Source organism: Micromonospora sp. RTBAU3-60 (assembly GCF_054963695.1).
Genome location: NZ_JBUEGB010000001.1, coordinates 232,459 through 251,837, shown reverse-complemented (window position 1 = coordinate 251,837; position 19,379 = coordinate 232,459). Strand labels below are relative to the sequence as shown.

Here is a 19,379-nt window from a genome sequence, read left to right as displayed (position 1 = left end):
GGTCGATGCAAAGTGCAAGGGGCCAGTCGCCGTCGGATCACCGCTGGTTAGGGTGGAGCCGGGGAGGTGGGCGATGACGCCGGAGATGACTGGGACGCCGCTGGCCGGACTGGAGGCGGCGGTCCCCGGCGGGGTGCTGACCCGGGCCGCCGACCGGCTCCGGCTGGCCCACGACGCCTCGCACTACCTGCTGCACCCCCGCGCGGTGGTCACCCCGGCCGACGCCCACCAGGTCGCCGCGCTGCTGCGGCACAGCCGGCGGACCGGCACCCCGCTCACCTTCCGCTCCGGCGGCACCAGCCTCAGCGGGCAGGCGGTCACCGACCAGCTCCTCGTCGACACCCGCCGGCACTTCCGCGAGCTGGCGGTGCTCGACGACGGCCGCCGGGTCCGGGTGCAGCCCGGGGTGGTCCTGCGGCAGGTGAACACCCGGCTCGCCCCGTACGGCCGGCGGCTCGGGCCGGACCCGGCCAGCGAGTCCGCCTGCACGGTCGGCGGCGTGGTCGCCAACAACTCCAGCGGGATGACCTGCGGCAACGAGTTCAACACCTACCGGACGCTGGAGTCGCTGGTGCTGGTGCTGCCCAGCGGCACGGTGCTGGACACCGGCGCCCCCGACGCGGACGCCCGGCTGCGCGCCACCGAACCGGAGCTGCACGCCGGCCTGCTGCGGCTGCGTGACCGGGTCCGCGGCAACCCCGACTCGGTGCGCCGCATCCACGCCCAGTACGCCATGAAGAACACCATGGGGTACGGGGTGAACGCCTTCCTCGACCACGACTCGCCCGCGGACCTGCTCACCCGCCTGGTGGTCGGCAGCGAGGGCACGCTCGCGTTCGTCGCGGCGGCCACCTTCCGCACCGTACCGGCGCACCGGCACGCCGCGACCGGCCTGCTGGTCTTCGACACCCTGGCCGCCGCGATGGCGGCGATGCCGGCGCTGGTGGCCGCCGGGCCGGCGGCGATCGAACTGCTCGACGCCGCCGCGCTGCGGGTCGCCCAGGGTGACCCCAGGGCGGACGCCGCGCTGCGTGGCCTCGCGGTCCGCGACCACGCGGCGCTGCTGGTCGAGTGGCAGGAGTCCGACCCGGACGCGCTCGCCGAGCGGGTGGCGGCGGCCGGGCCGGTCCTGGCCGAGCTGCCGCTGACCACCCCGGCCCGGCTCAGCGGCGAGGCAGGGGCCCGCGCCGGGCTCTGGCACATCCGCAAGGGTCTGTACGCGGCCGTCGCCGGTGCCCGCCCCTCGGGCACCACCGCGCTGCTGGAGGACATCGCCGTCCCGGTGGACGCGCTCGCCGACACCTGCGCCGCGCTCGCCGACCTCTTCGACCGGCACGGGTACGAGGAGAGCGTGATCTTCGGCCACGCCAAGGACGGCAACCTGCACTTCATGCTCAACGAGCGGTTCGCGGACGGCGCGGCGCCGGCCCGCTACGCCGACTTCACCGAGGAGATGGTCGACCTGGTCCTCGGCCACGGCGGCACGCTCAAGGCCGAGCACGGCACCGGCCGGGTGATGGCCCCGTACGTCCGCCGCCAGTTCGGCGACGAGCTGTACGCGGTGATGTGCGAGGTGAAGACGCTCTGCGACCCCGACGGGATGCTCAACCCGGGCGTGCTGCTCAGCGACGACCCCGACGTCCACCTGCGCCACCTGAAGACCGTGCCCACGGTCGAACCCGAGGTGGACCGCTGCGTCGAGTGCGGCTACTGCGAACCGGTCTGCCCCAGCCGCGACCTGACCACCACCCCGCGGCAGCGGATCGTGCTGCGCCGGGAGATCGCCGCCGCCCGCGCCGGCGGCGACCTCGTGCTGGCCAGGGAACTGGAATCGGCGTACGACTACGACGCGGTGCAGACCTGCGCGGTCGACGGGATGTGCGCCACCGCCTGCCCGGTCCTGATCAACACCGGCGACCTGGTGAAACGGCTGCGCAGCGACGCCAACGGGGGTCTCGCCCAGTCCGGCTGGCGGAGCGCGGCCAACCGGTGGGGCACGGTCACCCGGGGAATGGCCCGCGGGCTGGACCTGGCCGGCGCGCTGCCGCCCGCGCTGCCCGAGACGGCCACCCGCGCCGCCCGCGCCGTGCTCGGCGCCGATCGGGTCCCGCAGTGGCGACGCGACCTGCCCCGCGGTGGCCGCGTCCGCCGGCCGCACCCGGTCGACGAGCCGGACGCGGTCTTCGTCCCGTCCTGCCTGGGCACGCTCTTCGCCCCGGCCGACGGCGGTACGGGGGTCGCCGCCGCGCTGCTCACCCTCGCCGAGCGGGCCGGAGTGCGCCTGCTCGTGCCCGACGGGGTGGCCGGCATGTGCTGCGGCACGCCCTGGTCGTCCAAGGGCCTCATCGCCGGCTACCAGCGGATCCACGACCGGGTGCCGCCGGCGCTGCGGGCGGCCAGCCGCGACGGGGCGCTGCCGGTGGTCAGCGACGCGGCCTCGTGTACCGAGGGCTTCGCCAAGCTGCTCGCCGACGCCGGTCCGCTGCGGGTGGTCGACGCCGTCGCGTACACCGCCACGGAACTGCTGCCCCGGCTCACCGTCCGGCGCCGGCTCGGCGCCCTCGCCCTGCACCCGACCTGCTCGTCGACCCGGCTGGGGCTGGACGAGGCGCTGCTCACCGTGGCCCGGGCAATCGCCGACGAGGTGGTGGTCCCCGACGGCTGGCAGTGCTGCGGCTTCGCCGGGGACCGGGGGCTGCTGCATCCGGAGCTGACCGCCGCGGCCACCCGCGAGGAGTCGGCCGCCGTGTCCGCCCGGCCCTTCGACGGGTACGCCTCGGTCAACCGGACCTGCGAGATCGGGATGGCCCGGGCGACCGGGCAGCCGTACCGGCACCTGCTCGAACTCCTCGCCGACGCGACCGCCTGAAGGCTCCCGCCCGTGCCTGGGCGGAAACGGGGAGATCGGCCTGACGGGTAGCATTCGGCGGCGTGCTGCGCAGTTGGTGGTTCGCGATCGTGATGCTGGCGCTCGGGGTGCTCGTCGCGGTCACCCAGAACGTGCCCGGGGTCGCGGGGGCCGAGTTCCTGATCTTCCTGGTCCTGGCGGCGTTGTTCTCGCCGCTGGTCTTTCCCCGGTCGCTCTCGGCCGAGCAGGCGCAGCAGCGCAGCGCCCGGGACGGCCGGCCGATCGTCTACTGGCGGCCCGGCTGCCGGTACTGCCTGCGGCTGCGGCTCCGGCTCGGACACCGGGCCGGCCGGGCGTACTGGGTCAACATCTGGCGGGACCCGGCCGGGGCGGCGGCGGTCCGAGCGGTCACCGGCGGCGACGAGACGGTCCCGACGGTCGTGGCGCGCGGTGCGGCGGTGGTGAACCCGGCGCCGGCCTGGCTGCTGCAGCGGCTGACGCCGTAGGGCACACCCGGCGGCTCAGGCCCGGCCGGCCCGCAGGTGGACGTGCCGGACGGCGTCGGTGAGCAGCCACGCGGCGAGGACGGCGGCGGCGATTCCGGAGACCAGGAGGGGAAGGGTGCCGTCGTGACCCCAGGCGAGTCCGGCCCAGAGGCCGGCGGCCAGGACCGCCAGCCCGGTCAGTCCCTGGAACAGGCCCTGGCCGGTCCCCTGTTCATGGGCGGCCAGGAGTCCGGAGATCCAGGCTTTCCCGACGCCGTCGGTGAAGGCGGTGAACCCGCCGTAGGCGGCCAGGAGCACCCAGGCGGCGGTGTGGGAGCGGGTAAGCCCGAGCCCGGTGTAGGCGAGGGCGAACAGCACCAGGCCGGCGCCGAAGACCGTGCGGGGTGACAGCCGATCGGCGACGACCCCGGCCGGGTAGCTCAGCACGGCGTAGACCGCGTTGTAGGTGACGTAGGCGCCGATGACCGCGGGGACGGAGAAGCCGATCTCGTGCAGGCGGAGCAGCAGGAGCGCGTCGGGGAAGTTGACCACGCCGAACAGTGCCAGTACGGCGACCACTCGCCAGTAGCGGCCGGGCAGGCGCCGCGGGTGCCAGCCACCGGCCTTGTGGCGGCGGCGGGGTGGCTCGCGGACCGCGGCGACGAGGACGGCGCTGGCCACGGCGGGCACCACGGCGATGATGAGCAGTGGCCGGATGTGGTGGTGCAGCAGTTCGTAACCGGCGAGACCGATGAGCGGTCCGATCACCGCGCCGGCGGTGTCCATCGCCCGGTGGAAGCCGAACGCCCGTCCCTTGGCGCGTTCCGGCACGCCGGTCGCGATCAGCGCGTCCCGGGGCGCACCCCTGATGCCCTTGCCCAACCGGTCCACGCTGCGACCGGCGAGGACGATCGGCCAGACGGTGGCGGCGGCGATGGCGACCTTGCCGAGCGCGGCGAGCCCGTACCCGAGTCCGATCATCGGACGGGCCCGGAACCGGTCCGCGAGCCGGCCGCTGGCGACCTTGCTCACCGCCGCGGTGCCCTCGGCGACACCCTCCACCGCCCCCACCACGGCAGCGGGCGCCCCCAGCACGGTCGTCAGAAAGATCGGCAGGATCGGGTACAGCAACTCCGACGCGGCGTCCTGCAGCAGCGACACCCCGGACAGGACCTTCAGGTTCCGGGTCAGCCAGGACCCGGTCGGCTGACCGGTCGGGGCGCTGTCCGGCTCGTCGGGCGGCTGCTCGGTCAACCCTGTCACCCCCCGACCCGCTCGGACTCTGCCGTCAACGGTGGCAGACCGGGGAGCTCCGCGCGGCCGATCCGGTGCCCTGACACGGGCCGATGTTCGCGCCCGCAGGCGCCTGCGGCCCCGCGACCCGTCGGGTCGCGGAGCCCACCAGCGTCACCAGGTCGTGGGCTTGCCCTTCTGGTAGAGCCACACGTCGAAGAAGGCGTCGAGGTCCTGCCCGGACTCCCGCTCGGCCAGGGCGATGAAGTCGGCCGTGCTGGCGTGGCCGTAGCGGTGGGTCGCCGCCCACTGGCGCAGGATGCGGAAGAACGTCTCGTCGCCGACCTTGCCGCGCAGCGCGTGCAGGGTCATCGCACCCCGGTTGTACGGGATGCTGCTGAACATGTCCACGGGGCCCGGGTCGGCGAGGACCGTCTGCCAGAACGACGACGACGCGGCCCGCCCGTAGTTGCTGCTGCTGTTGAACGTCTGGTTGACCGACGCGCCGCCGTTGTACTCGGTGTACATCCACTGGGCGTAGGTGGCGAAGCCCTCGTTGAGCCAGATGTCCGACCAGCGCTCCGGCGAGACGCTGTCGCCGTACCACTGGTGGGCCAGTTCGTGGGCCATGGTGCCGACGCTCGCGGTGTTGGAGAAGATCGGCTTGGTCTGGGTCTCCAGGGCGTAGCCCACGTTCGGGGCCCGGTCGATGATCGCGCCGGTGGAGGCGAACGGGTACGGGCCGAACGTGGCGGCGAAGAAGTCGATCATCTTCGGGATCTGCGACACCGCGGCGGCCGACCCGGCGACCAGCCGCGGGTCGACCGCCACGTACACCGGGATCCCGCTCGGCGTGGTCGACTCGGTGACCACGAAGTTGCCGATGGTGACCGTCGCCAGGTAGCTGGCCATCGGCTCGGTCGAGTCCCAGACGAAGGTGGTCCAGCCGTCCCTGGTCTCCTGGGAGAGGAGCTGGCCGTTGCCGACGGCGGTGAGGCCCTCCGGCACCCTGGCGGTGAACCGGTAGGTGGCCTTGTCGGTCGGGTGGTCGTTGGTGGGCAGCCAGCCCGGCGCGCCCTGCGGCTCCCCGGCGACGAAGGCGCCGTCGTCGGTCGGCACCCAGCCCTCGATCGACTCGTCCGGGTCGGTGATGACGCTCGGTACGCCGGCGTACTTCACCACCACGGTGAACGTCTGCCCGGCCTTGAGCTTCGGGCGCGGGGTGACGACCAGCTCCTGGCCCTCACGGGTGAAGTCGTGGGCGTGCCCGTTGACCGTCACCGAGGAGATCTCCGGCCCGCGGAAGTCGAGATTGAACCGGTCGAGGTCCTGGGTGGCGATCGCAGTGATCGTGGCGGTGGCGTCCATCAGCCGGGTCGCCGGGTCGTAGGAGAAGTCGAAGTCGTAATGCTGGACGTCGTATCCGCCGTTGCCCTGGTCCGGGAAGTAGGGATCGTGGACGCTCGCCGCACCGGCCGAGTAGCGGGGGGCGCCGGGGTTGCCCGGCGCCGCGCCGGCCGCGTCCGGTGCCACCGCCGACCCGGCCGCCACCAGGGCAACCGTGGCCAGCGCGGCACCGCGCAGGCGTGGGATGGTCATGGGAATCCTTCCTGTGGGAAGGCCGCTGGCCTTCGGGGGTTGGCCCTATCCACCCGCACCGAGGCGACGCCGTCAAGATCTACAGGCCAGCCATCGCCTTTACGGCCACCCGGTCCCGCCCACCAGGAGAGCGTCCCGGAGCCGGGTGGCCCGGGATCTCTGGCGGAACCGGGGCTGTCGTCGCGGGGTGCCGCGCGAGGTCCTTCGCCCCGGTGCGTACCCAGCCGGGCGGCCGGCCCGGCAGCCGGGATCCACCGGGGACGGATGGATCCCGGCCCGCCCGGTCAGCCGGCGACGCCGGCCAGGTAACGCTCGGCGGCGTCCGGCGTCATGAACCAGTCCCGGAAGTCGTTCGGATCGCTGAAGCCGTTGGCGAAACGCCGCGCGACCACCGGATTCCCGGCGGCGGCCCCGAGGATCTGCTGCACGTGCGGCGGCAGCGGTTGCAGCATCGCGTTGGTCCAGCCGGTGACCGCCTCGCCGGTCTCGGTCCAGAACCGCTCGAAGGTCTCCGTCATCCACTCCCGGTCGAACGGCTGGTCGCCGCGCTTCACGATCGACCCCAGGTACGAGTACGCACACTTCGCGGCGGTGTTGCTGCCCTGGCCGGTGATCGGGTCGTTCGCCACCACCACGTCGGCCATGCCGAGGACGAGCCCGCCCGAGGGCAGTTCGGCCACCGGGTGGCGGACGGTCGGCGTGTAACGGCCGGAGAGGGTGGCCCGGCCGTCGGTCAGCTCCACGTCGGCGCACCGCTCGTAGACCCACGGGGTGTAGCGGCGGGCCAGGTCGAGGGTCAGCTTCAGGTGCTCGGCCGGGTCGCGCCGCTCGGTCCACAGGTCCAGCGGACCGCCGGGCACCGCCTCCCAGAACAGGATCTCGCAGGGGCCGGAATGGGTCAGCCCGGGAATGACGAACAGCTCACCCAGCCCCGGTACGGCGTTGAAGCCGACGTGCGGCATCGGCAGCAGCGGGTCCGGGGTCATCCCGTGCACGTACGCCACGGCCAGCCCCCGCTGCGGCGTGTCGTAGACCGAGCGCTGCGGGTCCCGGTCGAAGACGCCCACCAGGTCGCCCTTGCCGGCGGCCACCACGGTCAGGTCGTACCGGCCGAGCCGGGTCAGCCCGTCAAGGTCGGCGGTGGTCACCGTCTGGTAGAGCACGGTCCCGCCGCGCTGCTCGAACAGCTCCAGCCAGGTGGCCATCTTGATCCGCTGGTCCGTGCTCTGCGCCGGCTCGTCGATCGGGCCCGGGATCCGCAGCGCCCGCTCGCCGGGCGGGGCGGACAGCGAGACCTGCAACCCCTCGATCCGGGGCGCCTGGTCCTGCCACAGGTCCAGCCCGTACCGGCGTTCGGTGGCCAGCGCGCTGCCGAACATGGCCTGGGTGCTCATCACCCAGCCGCGGCGGATCTCGTCGGGCGTACGGGCGGACATGACGGTCACGTCGTAGCCCTCGGCGAGCAGGCTCAGGGCGAGCTGGAGCCCGGACTGTCCGGCTCCGACGATCAGGATCTTGCGCATCGTTCCTCCAGGTTGGGCTACCGCGCCGCGAGGGCGCCCGCGGTGGGCCGGGCGGTACGGGACATGGTGTGCTCCACGACCGTCAGCAGGGCCCGCGCCACCGACGACGGGTCACGGGCGTCGCAGGCGGTCAGCGGTACGCCGGTGGGCAGCGCGAGCGCTTCGCGTACCTCCTCGAGCGGGTGGTGCAGCACCCCGTCGAAGAGGTTCACGCAGACCACGAACGGCAGGTCGCTGTCCTGTTCGAAGTAGTTGACCGCCGGGAACGCGGCGGCCAGGTTCCGGGTGTCGGCGAGCACCAGCGCGCCGACCGCGCCCCGGCACAGGTCGTCCCACATCGGCCAGAACCGGGGCTGGCCCGGCGTGCCGAACAGGTACAGCACGAGGTCGGGGCCGATGGTCAGCCGCCCGAAGTCCATCGCCACCGTGGTGGTCTTCTTGTCGATCCCCGGGTCCATCCGGTCGACGGTCTCGCTGGCCGCGGTCATCCACGCCTCGGTGTTGATCGGCGGGATCTCCGAGATGGACCCGACGCAGGTGGTCTTGCCGACCCCGAAGCCGCCCGCGATGACGATCTTCGCCGAGGTCAGCAGCGGAGTGTCAGGCAAGCTTGCGGAGGCCATCGCGAAGTCTCTCCAGGAGGCGGAAGTCGACGTTGTGGTGGTCGGCGTGGATCATGAGCCGGTCGGTGGCGGCCAGGTCGTCGACGACCACCCGGGTCACCCCCAGCGACATCCCGCAGGCCGCGGAGAGTTCGGCCACCGAGCGGGCCGCCCGGCGGGCGTGCTCGTACAGCGTCCGGGCCTCGGGCAGCAGCCCGGAGGCGAAGACGGCGTCGTAGTGCGGCACCGACACCAGGGTGTGCACCAGCAGCGGCTGCCGGGTACGGGTCCGCCCGGCGGTCAGCACGTACGGCCGCACCTTCCAGTAGGTCATCGGCATGATCGGCTCCTTCGGCCCGTCACCGGGGCTGACTGGCGGTCATCCGGTGCAGTTCGTGGCGGACCTGCGGGGTGAGGGCGTGCCACACCGCGCCGACGAACTGGGTCATCCGGTACGAGACGACCCGCAGGTCGCAGCCGGGAGCGGCGGCCACCGCCAGCCCCGCCGACTCGCCGACCCGCATGAACAGCAGGTGCCCGCGGGGCAGCCGGACGGTCAGGTACTCGGAAGGGCCCAGGTCCAGCAGGGACGCGCTGCGGTCGGCCATGCTCAGCAGGCCGGCGGTCAGCGCGGAGAGCTGGTCGCCGAGGTCGCGGCCGACGCTGCCGGAGGCGGCGAGCTGGAGGCCGTCCAGCGAGACGAGCATCGCGTGGGTGACCCCGGGCACGTCCTCGGCGAACTGACGGATCAGCCAGGCGCAGTCCGGCAGCCCCTGGCCGGTGCTCGCCGGGCCGGTGCGTTGGTAGGGGTGGGTCATGGCTGCTGTCCTTCGTGGCTGGTGGTCCGCGCGTCGCTGACGCCGGCGGCGAAGGCCGCCGTCTCGTCCGGCCACGCCTCGGGTGGGGATCCGGCATCGGGGTCGGCCGGGGGCCGCGCCGCCGCCGTGGAGTCGTCCCGGACGCTCGCCGGTACCCGTTTCGGCAGGCCGCCGGCCGGCTGCTGGTCGGCGGTCTGGCCGCCCAGCGTGGCCAGGCGCACGGTGGGGGAGTGGGTGCTGTCCGGGGGAGTGGCCACGGGTCTGCTCCAGGGGGCGGTGCCGCCTCCGGCGGGCGCGGGTGGCCAGGCCGGCGGCGGGGTGGGCATGCCGGCCTGGCCGGGTACCGGTCCGGGCGGGGGTGGCCAGGCCGGCGTCGGGGCGGCGGGGTCCGGGCCCGCCGGGGTGGGGATCTCGCAGAGCAGCCCGCCGGGGACCAGCACGGTCGCCGTGGTCCCGCCAGAGGGCCGGTTGGTCAGGGTGACCCGCAGCTGGTGGGCGACGGCCAGGTGGGCCACGACGGCGAGCCCGAGGTGGGTCGTGGGGTCGAGGGTGGCCGGGCTGAGCGGCCGGCCGCCGAGCAGGGCGTTGAGCTGGGTCAGGTGGTCGGGGTGGAGGCCCACCCCGGCGTCCTCGATGCGCAGCAGGGTGCCGCCGTCCTCGGTGATGAACGCCGACACGATCACCGGGGCGGTGGGCGGGGAGAACCGGGTGGCGTTGTCCAGAAGCTCGGTGAGCACCCGGATCACGTCGTCGGCGGCGAACTCGACCACCGCCAGGTCCAGCACGTGGCCCACGCGGATGCGGGCGTAGTGCTCGACGGCCGAGCTGGCCGCCCGGACGACGTCGACCAGTGGGACGGTCTGCGGGTTGGCGTCCTCGACCCGGCGGCCCAGCAGGACCTGGAGGTTCTCCGCGTGCCGCCGGATGCGGGTGTTCGCGTGGTCGATCCGGTAGAGCCGCTCCAGCCGGTCGGGGTCCTGCTCGTCGGCCTCCACCGCCTCCAGGTGGGAGCCCATCTGGTACGCCGACGCCATGATCCGCATCGCGAACTGCTCGCAGATCGCCGGCCAGGGACTGGGCGGCGGTTCCTGCGGGGGCGGCGGCTCGGGCGTCTCCTGTGGTGCGACGTCCCACTGCGCGACCGTCGGGTCCAACCAGCGCGCCGCCCGTTGTCGCCAGGTGACCCGGCGTCGACCGACCGAGGACATTGGGGTGATGTCGGTGCTTCTCACAAAATTACCGGCCCGTACGTGATCGTCGGCTCTGGCATGGTGCAGCAGTCAACCACCGTTTGTGTGCCGATTGCAACGGTCAAGGTCAACTTAGGGCGGTTTTCCCACCCGCCTCGCCGTGCTGCCACGAATGGTTGATCGGGTCGGGCTGACAAAATGCAACAGCCGAACGGAGAAATCTTCACGGCGTACCGGACGGTCGTCGGCCACCCGGGCCGCTACGGCGACCCCGTCACCCGGCCGCCCCGACCGCCACTGCATGATCATGCGAAACGTCCAGGGGAGGAGATGGCGATGACGGTGGCGGTGCCGCGCGGCGGGCGAGTGCTCTTCATCGGGGACAGCATCACCGACGCCGGCCGGGACCGGTCCTGCGGCGACGACCTCGGCACCGGCTACGCGATGATGGCGGCGGCCTGGTTCACCGCCCGCCACCCCGAACACCGGGTCAGCTTCCGCAACCGTGGGATCTCCGGCGACCGGGTGCGCGACCTGCGCGCCCGCTGGGCGGACGACTGCCTGGCCCTCGCCCCGCAGGTGGTGTCGGTGCTGATCGGCGTCAACGACACCTGGCGGCGCTACAGCAAGGACGATCCGACCAGCGCCGACGAGTTCGCCCGCGACTACCGGCACATCCTCCAGGAGACCCGGCGGCTGGGTGCCCGCATCGTCCTCGTCGAGCCGTTCGTCGTCCCGCTCGACGACGCCCAGCGCGGCTGGCGGGAGGACCTCGACCCGAAGGTCGACGTGGTACGCCGCCTCGCCGCCGAGTTCGACGCGACGCTGGTCGCGGTCGACGAGCTGTTCCAGGCCGCCGACGTCGACGACCGGGTGTGGACCCGCGACGGCGTGCACCCGACGCCGTTCGGCCACGCCCTGATCGCCCAGGCCTGGCTGCGGGCGGTCACGCCGACGGCCTGAGGGTCGGGCGACGCGCGCCCGACCCCCGTCGGCTCAGCCGGCCAGGTCGAGCTGGACGGTGGCGATCTCCCAGGCGCGCAGCGGCACCCGGACCAGGCCGTCACCGTCGACCGGCAGGGGCGCGCCCGGCCGGCCGAGCAGGTCTGCCCGCCACGCGCCGCGTACGCCGCGCCCGGCCCCGATGACGGCGCCGGTGTCGCGGGTCGCCACCACCCGCAGCTCGACCCGGCCGGCCCGGTCCCGGACGCTGGTCAGCGTGACGCCGTCCCCGTCGACCGTCAGCCCGGTAACCGGCGCCGGCAGCCCGGCCGACGGGTCCCCGGCCCCGGCGAAGGCCAGCAGTTCGTGCCGGTACGCCTCGGCCGCCGCCGGCACCCCGGCGGAGTCCCAGTCGCCCCGGAACGGCAGCACCGCCAGCTCGACGCTGCGCTCGCCCCGGCACTGCGCCTGCGGCGTAGGCAGCTGCGGGCCGGCCGGTTCGTCCCGCAGGGCGTGCCGGTTGCGGGACAGCATCCCGATCGCCCGCAGCACGGTGACCGCCAGCTCCCGGCCGGACTCGGTCAGCTCGTACTCGGTGGGCTGGGTCAGCAGCACCGCGAGCGAGCCCGCGGCGCCGCCGGCGGCGACGAAGCCGGCGGCGGGGAAGGTCGGCAGCGGGACCTCACCACCGCCGCCCTCGGCGGTCAACCCCCGCGCCACGACCGCGAACTGCCCCTCCGCGTACGACGTGGCGGCCGGTGCCGGCAGTGGCAGGTGCAGCCGGACCCGGTGGTCGTCGCAGCGGTTGTCGAAGGTCAGCCGCAGCCGGACGAACCGCTCACCGGCCCGCACCTCCACCCGGGTGGTCACCGTGACGGTCTCCCGCTCCACCCGGCGCGAGTCCGCGTCCACGTCGGCGCCGACCGGCCAGCGGTATTCGCGGACCACGTCGAGCACGGCGACCACCGGACCTTGGTGCACCACGACGGTACGCACGGCCCGGGGCTTGTCGACCAGTTCGTCGGCGGCCGGTGGGGCGTAGTTGTAGCTGTCGCCCACGTCGCCGCCGTCGACGATCCGGCCGACCCCGTCGACGCTCAGTCCGTCCGGGGTGGACAGCCGCAGCGTGCCGTCCTCGGCCACCGTCACCCGCAGCAGACCGTTGTCGACCTTCCGGCCGTCCAGCACGACCGGCGCCGGCCGGGCGGCGCCGGTGGGCGGCGGTGCCACGCCGGCCGCCGGGGCGATGTCGGTGGGCGGCCGTGCCGCGCCGGCCGCCGGGGCGATGTCGGTGGGCGGCGGTGTCGCGCCGGCCACCGGCAGGGCGACCGGGCGCACCGCGGCCTGCCCCAGCGCGGGGACGTCCACCAGCGCGGCGACGGTCACCCGCGGGGCGGCGACGATGCGCACCCGCCAGCTGTCGGGGCCGGTGGCCGCGGCGAGCGCGAGCCGGACGTCCTCGACGTCGAACATCGGGTCGCCGTGCCGGGCCACCTGGAATGTCAGGGTGGCGTCGGCGGCCGACACCGACCACGCGGTGACCTCCTGCCCGTACAGCTCCCGGCCGTGGACCCGGGTGAGGATCGCGGGCAGGTCGGCGGCCGGCACCACCTCGTCGGCGAGCAGCAGCGGGGCGTGGTCGAGGACCTGGACGGACGCCACCCGACCGTCCGCGGTGAGCAGGCCGACGGGTCCGTCCGCCGGCACCTCGACGTCCAGCCGGACCAGGGCCGTCCGGGCCGCCGGAGTCGGGTTGAACAGCAGGTACCCGTCGCGCGGCACCCCGCCGGCCAGCCGCGCCCCCACCAGGTCGCACACCGCCCGCCCGAGCTGGTCCGCCTCGGCGAGCCGGGCGGCCACCTGCTCGGCCGTCTCGTCGCAGCCGCATCCGGTCACCGAGTCGTGGCAGCTCGCGTCGATCAGTCGGGTCCAGGCCATGTCCAGGAACCGCTGCACGGACGAATCGTGGTAGAGGGCGGCGAGGGGTTCGGCGTACCGCTCGACGCGCCGCTCGGCCCGGCCCATCGCCTGCTTGAGATGGGCCCGTACCGAGATCACGCCGGGCAGGATGTTGGCCCGGGCGTGCGAGCGCAGCTCCCCGGTCACCGTGGGCAGCCCGTCCACCGTGGCCGGCTGGGTGGCGAAGTACTCCGCCAGGGTGCCGAGCCGCAGCCGTACGCCGTCGACGGCCGCGGCGGCCAGCAGGTCGGGGGCGTCCGGCGCCGGGGCGGCGTGGTCGGTGCCGTACATCGCGAGGATCGGCGTGTCGTCGCCGGCCGATCGCCAGCCGCGCAGCCGCTCGGCCAGCTCGGCGGCCCGGCGGGTGACCAGTCGCGGGTCGTCCATCAGCCCGGCGGCGTTGCCGTAGCCCCCGGGCAGGTACTCGGTGCGGATCGCGGTGCCGTCCGGGGCCTGCCAGGCGAACGCGTGCGACCGGACCCGGTCCGGCACGCCCCGGAACACGCAGGCGTGGGCAAGGCCCGCGCCGGCGAGCAGCTGCGGCATCTGCGCGATGTGGCCGAACATGTCGGGCAGATAGCCGACCGGCATGGCGCCGCCCAGCGCCGCGCTGCGGGCCAGCCCGCGCTCCAGGTTGCGGACGATGTTCTCCCCGGAGCAGAGGAACTCATCGAGCAGGATCTGCCACGGCCCGATGGCCAGCCGGCCCGCCCGTACCAGCGCGACCACCTGCTCCCGGCGCTCCGGGCGCACCTCCAGGTAGTCGTCGACCGCGGCGAGCTGGCCGTCCAGCGTGAACCGCTGGCGCTCGTCGGTCGCCATCCGGTCGAACACCTCGTCGAGCAGCGCCACGAGCCGCAGCCGGAACCGCTGGAACGGCTCGTACCACTCCCGGTCCCAGTGCGTGTGCGGGACCACGATGATCTCGGTCGGCCGGTGCATCAGCTCGCCGCCTCTCCGCCGATCGCCGCCCCGGTCAGCTCCCCGTAGCGGCGTACCACCTGTTGGCTGGTGCGCAGGTCGGCCGCGCCCTCGGCGACGCCGGTCCGCGGGCGCGCGCCCGCGGTCACCATCGCGTGGAAGGCGACCAGTTCCTGCTCGAACGCCTCGGTCACCGACCGGAACTGCGTCCGCCGCTCGCCGCCGTCGTGCCGGTCCACCGCGGTCAGCGTGGTCGGGGCGTTGAGCAGGTACGGCGACGGGAAGACCAGCTCCAGCGTGCCCCGGGCGTGGTGCAGGGTGACCGTCTCCCGGTAGGCCGGGTAGTCCGGCAGGTGGAGCCACCGGATGCCGTACCGGCCGCCGGCGGGCAGCCGGCCGGAGATCTCCACCGACGGCTCGGACGGCCCGCCGGGCGCCAGCGGCCACGTCGCCACCTGGTCCACCGTGGCCGGCGCCCCGGTGAACAGCCGCAGCAGGGACAGGTCGTGCGAGATGCTGTTGATCAGGATCTGGTAGAGGGCGCGCGCCCCAGCGTCCCCGCCCACCGCGGCGTCGAGCAGCCGCGCGTCGGCCTCCCGCAGCCGGGCCACCGCCGCGGCCGGCACGTCGACCGGCGGCGGAGGCAGGTGGGCGAAGGTGAGCTGCTGCTCCCCGGCGGCGTGCAGGACGGTCACCTCGACCGCGTGCACCGCCGCCGCGCCGCCGATCCCGTCCAGCAGGCGGGCGGCCTCGACCACCGCCGGGTCGTACTGCTTCATGTAGCCCACCATGAGCGCCGCCCCGGTCAGCCGGTCCGCCTCGGCGAGGGTGTAGGCGAGCGGCTTCTCGCAGAGCACGGGCAGCCCCCGGTCCCACGCCGCGGCGGCGAGTTCGCCGTGCGACCCGGACGTGGCCAGCAGCACCGCGTCGCAGCCACCGCCGTCGAGCATCTCGGCCGCGTCCGCGTACCGGCGGGCCGGTTCGACGCCGTACCGGTCGCCGAGCTCGGCCAGCCGCGCGGGGGACAGGTCGCTGAGCGCGACGACGTCGAACAGGTCGGCGCGGCGCTGCAGCAGGGGCAGGTGCACCGTACGGGCGATGATCCCCAGCCCGGCGACCGCGATCCTGATCCGTTTCCCCGGTTCGGTCATCGCCGCACCTCCGCCAGCCAGCGCAGGTTCGCGCGCTGGTCGGCGCGGATCCGGTCCAGGTTCCGTCCCCGTTCGGGCGCGTCCTGCTCGATCACCAGCCAGCCGGCGTAGCCGGTCTCGTCCAGGCCGCGCAGCACCGCGGCGAGGTCGACGTCGCCGGTGCCCAGCGCACAGAACCCGCCCGCGGCGACCACCTCGGTGAGACCGCCGCCGGCGTCCCGTACCCGGCGGTGCGCGGCCAGGTCGGCGTCCTTGAGGTGCACCTGGCCGATCCGCCCGGCCCACCGGTGCACCGCCGCGACGGGGTCGCCGCCGGCCAGCGTCAGGTGCCCGGTGTCGAGGCAGATCGCCACGTCGGTCAGTTCCAGCAGCCGGTCGGCCTCCGCCTCGGTCTCCACGTCGGTGCCCAGGTGGTAGTGGAACACCGGTTCCAGGCCGCGCTCCCGGCACCGGTCGACGGCCCGCTGCACCCGAGCGGCGAAGCCCGGCCAGGCGGCGGCGGGCAGCGCCGAGGCCAGGTCCGGCGGGGTGCCGGGTCGGGCCATCCGCGCCGGGTTGGCGGCGCAGGCCAGGGTGGGCCGGGGCGCGAAGCGCAGGTCGTCGACCTGCCCGGTGGTGAACACGTCCAGCGCCGCGTCGAGCTGGGCCAGGTCCGCGGTGAACCCGTCCGGGTCGGCGAAGCGCAGGTCGACCCAGCCGCCGGCCAGCCCGATCCCGGCCGCGGCCAGCCGGCGGGTGAGCACCGCGTCGGTGCCGAGGTAGCCGATCGGCCCGGAGTCCACGCCGGCGTAGCCGTCGGCGGCCAACGACGCGAGCAGGTCCTCCGGGCCGACGTCCGGGTCGGTCGCCTGGTAGATGCCGTAGTTGACCGGGGCTCCGGCCACTCTGGTGCGTCCGGTCAGCTGCACAGTGCGATCACCTCCATGCGGTGGGATTCCAGGACGTGCAGCCCGTCGGCGGCCGGCAGCAGGCACCGGTCGCCGCGGACCACCCGGTGCCGGCCGTCGGGACAGCCGAGCAGCGCGCCGTCCGCGCCGAGCGCCAGCAGTTCGTCGCCCAGCCGCAGCAGCAGGGGCGCGTCGGGCCCGGCGGAGATGGCGGTGCGGCCGGCGGCCAGAGCGGCGCGGACCGCACCCTCGTCGGTGGGGTCGCCGTCGGCGAGGACCCAGGTGGTCGGCGCGCCGGGCAGCGCGTCCGCGCCGGGCCGGTGGAAGTCGCTGCCCCCGACCGGTACGACGTCCGGCCGCCACGCCTGCGCCCAGGCGAGCGGGGCGCCCCAGGTGCGGTCCCACCAGCCCGAGTGCCACACCTCGGCGAGCCGGGTCCGGGTGGTGAGCGGCTGCCGCCAGGCGCAGTCGCCGCCGAGCGGGTGGTTGACCGACATCAGCCCACCGGCCCGCTCCGCCGCGGCGAGCCAGTGGTCGGCCGGTTCCCGGAAGTCGATCCAGCCCACCGGGCCGAAGACGTTGGCGTGCCCCCGGTCGGTGGTCACCTCCTGCCCGGGCACGAGCGTGACGCCGTAGTGGGCCGAGGCGCCGGGCAGCCAGGGGTGGTGGCTGACCGTGTTGTGGTCGGTGACGGCGAGGAAGTCCAGACCCCGCCCGGCGGCGAGGGCGGCCAGTTCGTCGATGGTGTACGCGCCGTCGCTGTGCACGGTGTGCGCGTGCAGGTCCCCGGCGAGCCACCGCCGGCCGTCCACCTCCGGCAGCGCCGGGCGGGGCGGCCGTTCCGGCCGGGGCGGCGCCTCGGGCGCGGGCGGTGGGGCGGGGGAGCGGGTGCTGGTGGTGGCGGTGACCTCGTAGGGCAGCCCGTCGGGCGGGATCCGGTGCAGCCGGAGCAGCACCTGCCACTCGCCGGGTTCCAGCTCGCCGGGCAGGTAGCCCGGGGTGGCCCAGTCGGCGGTGATGGTGAAGCCGTCGCGGGCGCCGCCCGACCAGCCGCGGAATCCGGCCGGACCCAGGCAGCCGAGGTCGAGCACGCCCGCGTCGCGGGGGTGGTCGAGTCGTACGGTGAGCGTGGCGGTGCCCGGGGGCACGGTGACCGGCAGGGCGCGCATGATGCTCTCCGCGCGGTCCCGCAGCGTCCACCTGCCCCGGTGCGTCACCATCTCAGGCGTCCGCCCCGACGCCGGGACGCGGCGCGGGCACCGATGGCGCGGCCGCGCCGGTGACCAGCTCGCCGTCCCGGTAGACCAGGGACCGCCCGGGTCGCGGCACCACCCAGCCGGTGTCGCCGGGCGCCGGCTCCCGCCCCTCCGGCACCACGACCTGCACGCTGGTCGCCGTGTCGTCCCCGGCCGGCACGTCCAGTGACACCAGGGAGAAGCTGCCGAGGTTCTCCACCACCACGACCTGGCCGGTGAGGGCGCCCGGCAGGGGCTCGGGGGAGTAGTCGAGGTATTCGGGGCGGACCCCGTAGACCACCGGCTCGCCGTCGCTCAGCCGGCCGCGGACGTCCTCGGGCGCCGGCAGCCGCACCCCGGCGACGGCCAGCTCGTCGCCGTGCACCCGCGCCGGGACCAGGTTCATCGGGGTCGAGCCGATGAACCCGGCGACGAAGGTGTTGGCCGGGCGCCGGAACACCTCGGTCGGGGTGCCGACCTGCCGGATCCGGCCGCCCTCCATCACCGCGATCCGGTCGGCCAGGGCCAGCGCCTCGGCCTGGTCGTGGGTGACGAAGACGGTGGTGACGCCCAGTTCCCGTTGCAGCCGCTTGAGGAACGTGCGCGCCTCCAGCCGCAGCCGGGCGTCCAGGTTGGACAGCGGCTCGTCGAGCAGGAACACCTGCGGGTGGCAGGCCATCGCCCGGGCCAGCGCCACCCGCTGCTGCTGGCCGCCGGAGAGCTGCCCGGGCCGGCGGTCCAGCAGCGCCGACAGCCCCAGCTCGTCGGCCGTGGCCGCCGCCTTGTCGTGCCGGGCGGTCCGGCCGACCTTTTTGATCCGCAACGGGTACGCGATGTTGTCCCGCACTGTCATGTGCGGGAAGAGCGCGTAGTCCTGGAAGACCATCGCCACGTCCCGCTGCCCGGGCGGCAGGTTGGTGACCGCCCGGTCGCCGATCGACACGCTGCCGGCGGAGGCGAGCTCCAGACCGGCGATGGTCCGCAGCAGGGTGGTCTTCCCGCAGCCGGACGGGCCGAGCAGGGCGAAGAACTCGCCATCGGCGATCTCCAGGTCGAGGGTGTCCAGGGCGCGTACCCCGTTGGGGTAGACCTTGGTCAGCTCGCGCAGGGTGATGGCGGACATCAGCGCTTGATCCCTCCGTGGAAGCGGAACCCGTACCTGCTGCTCACGAAGACGAACATCAGCGCCACCGGCAGCGAGTACAGCAGCGAGAAGGTGGAGAGCAGCCGCAGGTCGGCCTGCCCGCCCTCGGTGTAGAGGGTGTACATGATCACCGCGGCGGGGGCCTTGTCCGGGCCGCGCAGCAGCAGGAACGGCACCAGGAAGTTGCCCCACACGTTCGCCACCGCCCACACCCCCACGGTGGCCAGCCCGGGCCGGACCACCGGCACCACGATGTGCCGCATGATCTGCAACGCGCTGGCGCCGAAGACCCGCGCCGACTCCTCGTACGACGTCGGCGTGGCGTCCATGAAGTCCTTGAGGATGAAGATCGCCGCGGGCAGCAGGCCACCGCTGAGGACCAGGATCACCCCGAGCCGGGAGTCGATCAGGTTGAGCCGGAACGCCAGCTCGAACAGCGGCACCATGGTGGCCGTGCCGGTCACGATGGACGACAGCAGCAGCAGGCCGTAGAGCAGGCCGTCCCGCCCCGGCACCCGCACCCGGCTCAGCGCGTAGGCGGCCAGCGCGGCGAACACCACCACCAGGACGGCGGTGCCGCCGGCCAGCCACACCGAGTTGACCAGCGAGGTCAGCGCGTACGGGTTGTCCAGCAGGGTGCGGAAGTTGTCCAGGGTGAACCGCGGCAGCGAGATGCCGATCGTCGGGGTGTCGTCGAAGGGCGCGGTGGCCAGCCAGAGCAGCGGCAGGGCGAAGAAGGCGAGCACGAGGCAGAGGAAGACGTAGCGCCCGATGCGGGCCAGCACGTGCCGTACCGCCGCCCGCGCTGCCTGGTCGCTCACGCCCGCTCCCTTCCTTTGCGA

At 74.4% G+C, this 19,379-nt stretch carries 16 protein-coding genes; 3 read left to right on the top strand and 13 right to left on the bottom strand.

The features are described 5' to 3' along the window. The first annotated feature begins 73 nt into the window (after positions 1-73). On the top strand, positions 74-2,869 hold the full coding sequence (locus tag ACY34I_RS01040; protein WP_462751527.1) for an FAD-binding and (Fe-S)-binding domain-containing protein: 2,796 nt from the start codon (positions 74-76) through the stop codon (positions 2,867-2,869). A gap of 62 nt (positions 2,870-2,931) precedes the next feature. Continuing rightward, positions 2,932-3,354, top strand: coding sequence for a glutaredoxin domain-containing protein (locus ACY34I_RS01035; RefSeq protein ID WP_462751525.1), 423 nt, complete (start codon positions 2,932-2,934; stop codon positions 3,352-3,354). 15 nt (positions 3,355-3,369) lie between these two features. On the opposite strand, the gene ACY34I_RS01030 is transcribed toward ACY34I_RS01035, so the two are convergent. From ACY34I_RS01030 to ACY34I_RS01000, 7 genes are all read right to left on the bottom strand, one after another. Then, positions 3,370-4,587, bottom strand: a complete 1,218-nt coding sequence (locus tag ACY34I_RS01030; RefSeq protein WP_462751523.1) for an MFS transporter — start codon at positions 4,585-4,587, stop codon at positions 3,370-3,372. Between the two features lie 153 nt (positions 4,588-4,740). Continuing rightward, positions 4,741-6,165: a M1 family metallopeptidase gene (locus tag ACY34I_RS01025; protein ID WP_462751521.1), complete on the bottom strand. Its 1,425-nt coding sequence runs from the start codon at positions 6,163-6,165 to the stop codon at positions 4,741-4,743. A gap of 284 nt (positions 6,166-6,449) precedes the next feature. Next, positions 6,450-7,688 carry a styrene monooxygenase/indole monooxygenase family protein gene (locus ACY34I_RS01020; RefSeq protein WP_462751519.1) on the bottom strand — a complete coding sequence of 413 codons (1,239 nt, stop codon included), beginning with the start codon at positions 7,686-7,688 and terminating at the stop codon, positions 6,450-6,452. 17 nt (positions 7,689-7,705) lie between these two features. After that, positions 7,706-8,311 carry a GTP-binding protein gene (locus ACY34I_RS01015; RefSeq protein ID WP_462751517.1) on the bottom strand — a complete coding sequence of 202 codons (606 nt, stop codon included), beginning with the start codon at positions 8,309-8,311 and terminating at the stop codon, positions 7,706-7,708. Continuing rightward, positions 8,289-8,630 carry a DUF742 domain-containing protein gene (locus ACY34I_RS01010; protein WP_222870589.1) on the bottom strand — a complete coding sequence of 114 codons (342 nt, stop codon included), beginning with the start codon at positions 8,628-8,630 and terminating at the stop codon, positions 8,289-8,291. Before ACY34I_RS01010 ends, ACY34I_RS01015 begins: the two co-directional genes overlap by 23 nt. Before the next feature lie 19 nt (positions 8,631-8,649). After that, complete coding sequence (locus tag ACY34I_RS01005; protein WP_148798849.1) at positions 8,650-9,108, bottom strand: roadblock/LC7 domain-containing protein; 459 nt, start codon at positions 9,106-9,108, stop codon at positions 8,650-8,652. Further along, positions 9,105-10,340, bottom strand: coding sequence for a sensor histidine kinase (locus ACY34I_RS01000; RefSeq protein WP_462751515.1), 1,236 nt, complete (start codon positions 10,338-10,340; stop codon positions 9,105-9,107). The genes ACY34I_RS01005 and ACY34I_RS01000 overlap by 4 nt, the downstream gene beginning before the upstream one ends. Before the next feature lie 294 nt (positions 10,341-10,634). Between ACY34I_RS01000 and ACY34I_RS00995 the strand changes: the two genes are divergently transcribed. After that, positions 10,635-11,261 (top strand): SGNH/GDSL hydrolase family protein, encoded by a 627-nt coding sequence (locus tag ACY34I_RS00995; protein WP_462751513.1) that lies wholly within the window; start codon positions 10,635-10,637, stop codon positions 11,259-11,261. Between the two features lie 33 nt (positions 11,262-11,294). On the opposite strand, the gene ACY34I_RS00990 is transcribed toward ACY34I_RS00995, so the two are convergent. The 6 genes from ACY34I_RS00990 to ACY34I_RS00965 are packed head-to-tail and all read right to left on the bottom strand — an operon-like array spanning position 11,295 to position 19,358. Then, positions 11,295-14,141, bottom strand: a complete 2,847-nt coding sequence (locus ACY34I_RS00990; protein ID WP_462751511.1) for a glycoside hydrolase family 38 N-terminal domain-containing protein — start codon at positions 14,139-14,141, stop codon at positions 11,295-11,297. Then, positions 14,141-15,271: a Gfo/Idh/MocA family protein gene (locus tag ACY34I_RS00985; protein ID WP_462751509.1), complete on the bottom strand. Its 1,131-nt coding sequence runs from the start codon at positions 15,269-15,271 to the stop codon at positions 14,141-14,143. The genes ACY34I_RS00990 and ACY34I_RS00985 overlap by 1 nt, the downstream gene beginning before the upstream one ends. Beyond that, positions 15,268-16,179: a sugar phosphate isomerase/epimerase family protein gene (locus ACY34I_RS00980; protein WP_462751507.1), complete on the bottom strand. Its 912-nt coding sequence runs from the start codon at positions 16,177-16,179 to the stop codon at positions 15,268-15,270. Before ACY34I_RS00980 ends, ACY34I_RS00985 begins: the two co-directional genes overlap by 4 nt. Then, positions 16,170-17,378 (bottom strand): CehA/McbA family metallohydrolase, encoded by a 1,209-nt coding sequence (locus tag ACY34I_RS00975; protein WP_462751505.1) that lies wholly within the window; start codon positions 17,376-17,378, stop codon positions 16,170-16,172. The genes ACY34I_RS00980 and ACY34I_RS00975 overlap by 10 nt, the downstream gene beginning before the upstream one ends. A gap of 1 nt (position 17,379) precedes the next feature. Beyond that, positions 17,380-18,516, bottom strand: coding sequence for an ABC transporter ATP-binding protein (locus tag ACY34I_RS00970; RefSeq protein ID WP_462751503.1), 1,137 nt, complete (start codon positions 18,514-18,516; stop codon positions 17,380-17,382). Next, positions 18,516-19,358, bottom strand: a complete 843-nt coding sequence (locus ACY34I_RS00965) for a carbohydrate ABC transporter permease (protein ID WP_462751501.1) — start codon at positions 19,356-19,358, stop codon at positions 18,516-18,518. The genes ACY34I_RS00970 and ACY34I_RS00965 overlap by 1 nt, the downstream gene beginning before the upstream one ends. Between the last annotated feature and the right edge of the window lie 21 nt (positions 19,359-19,379).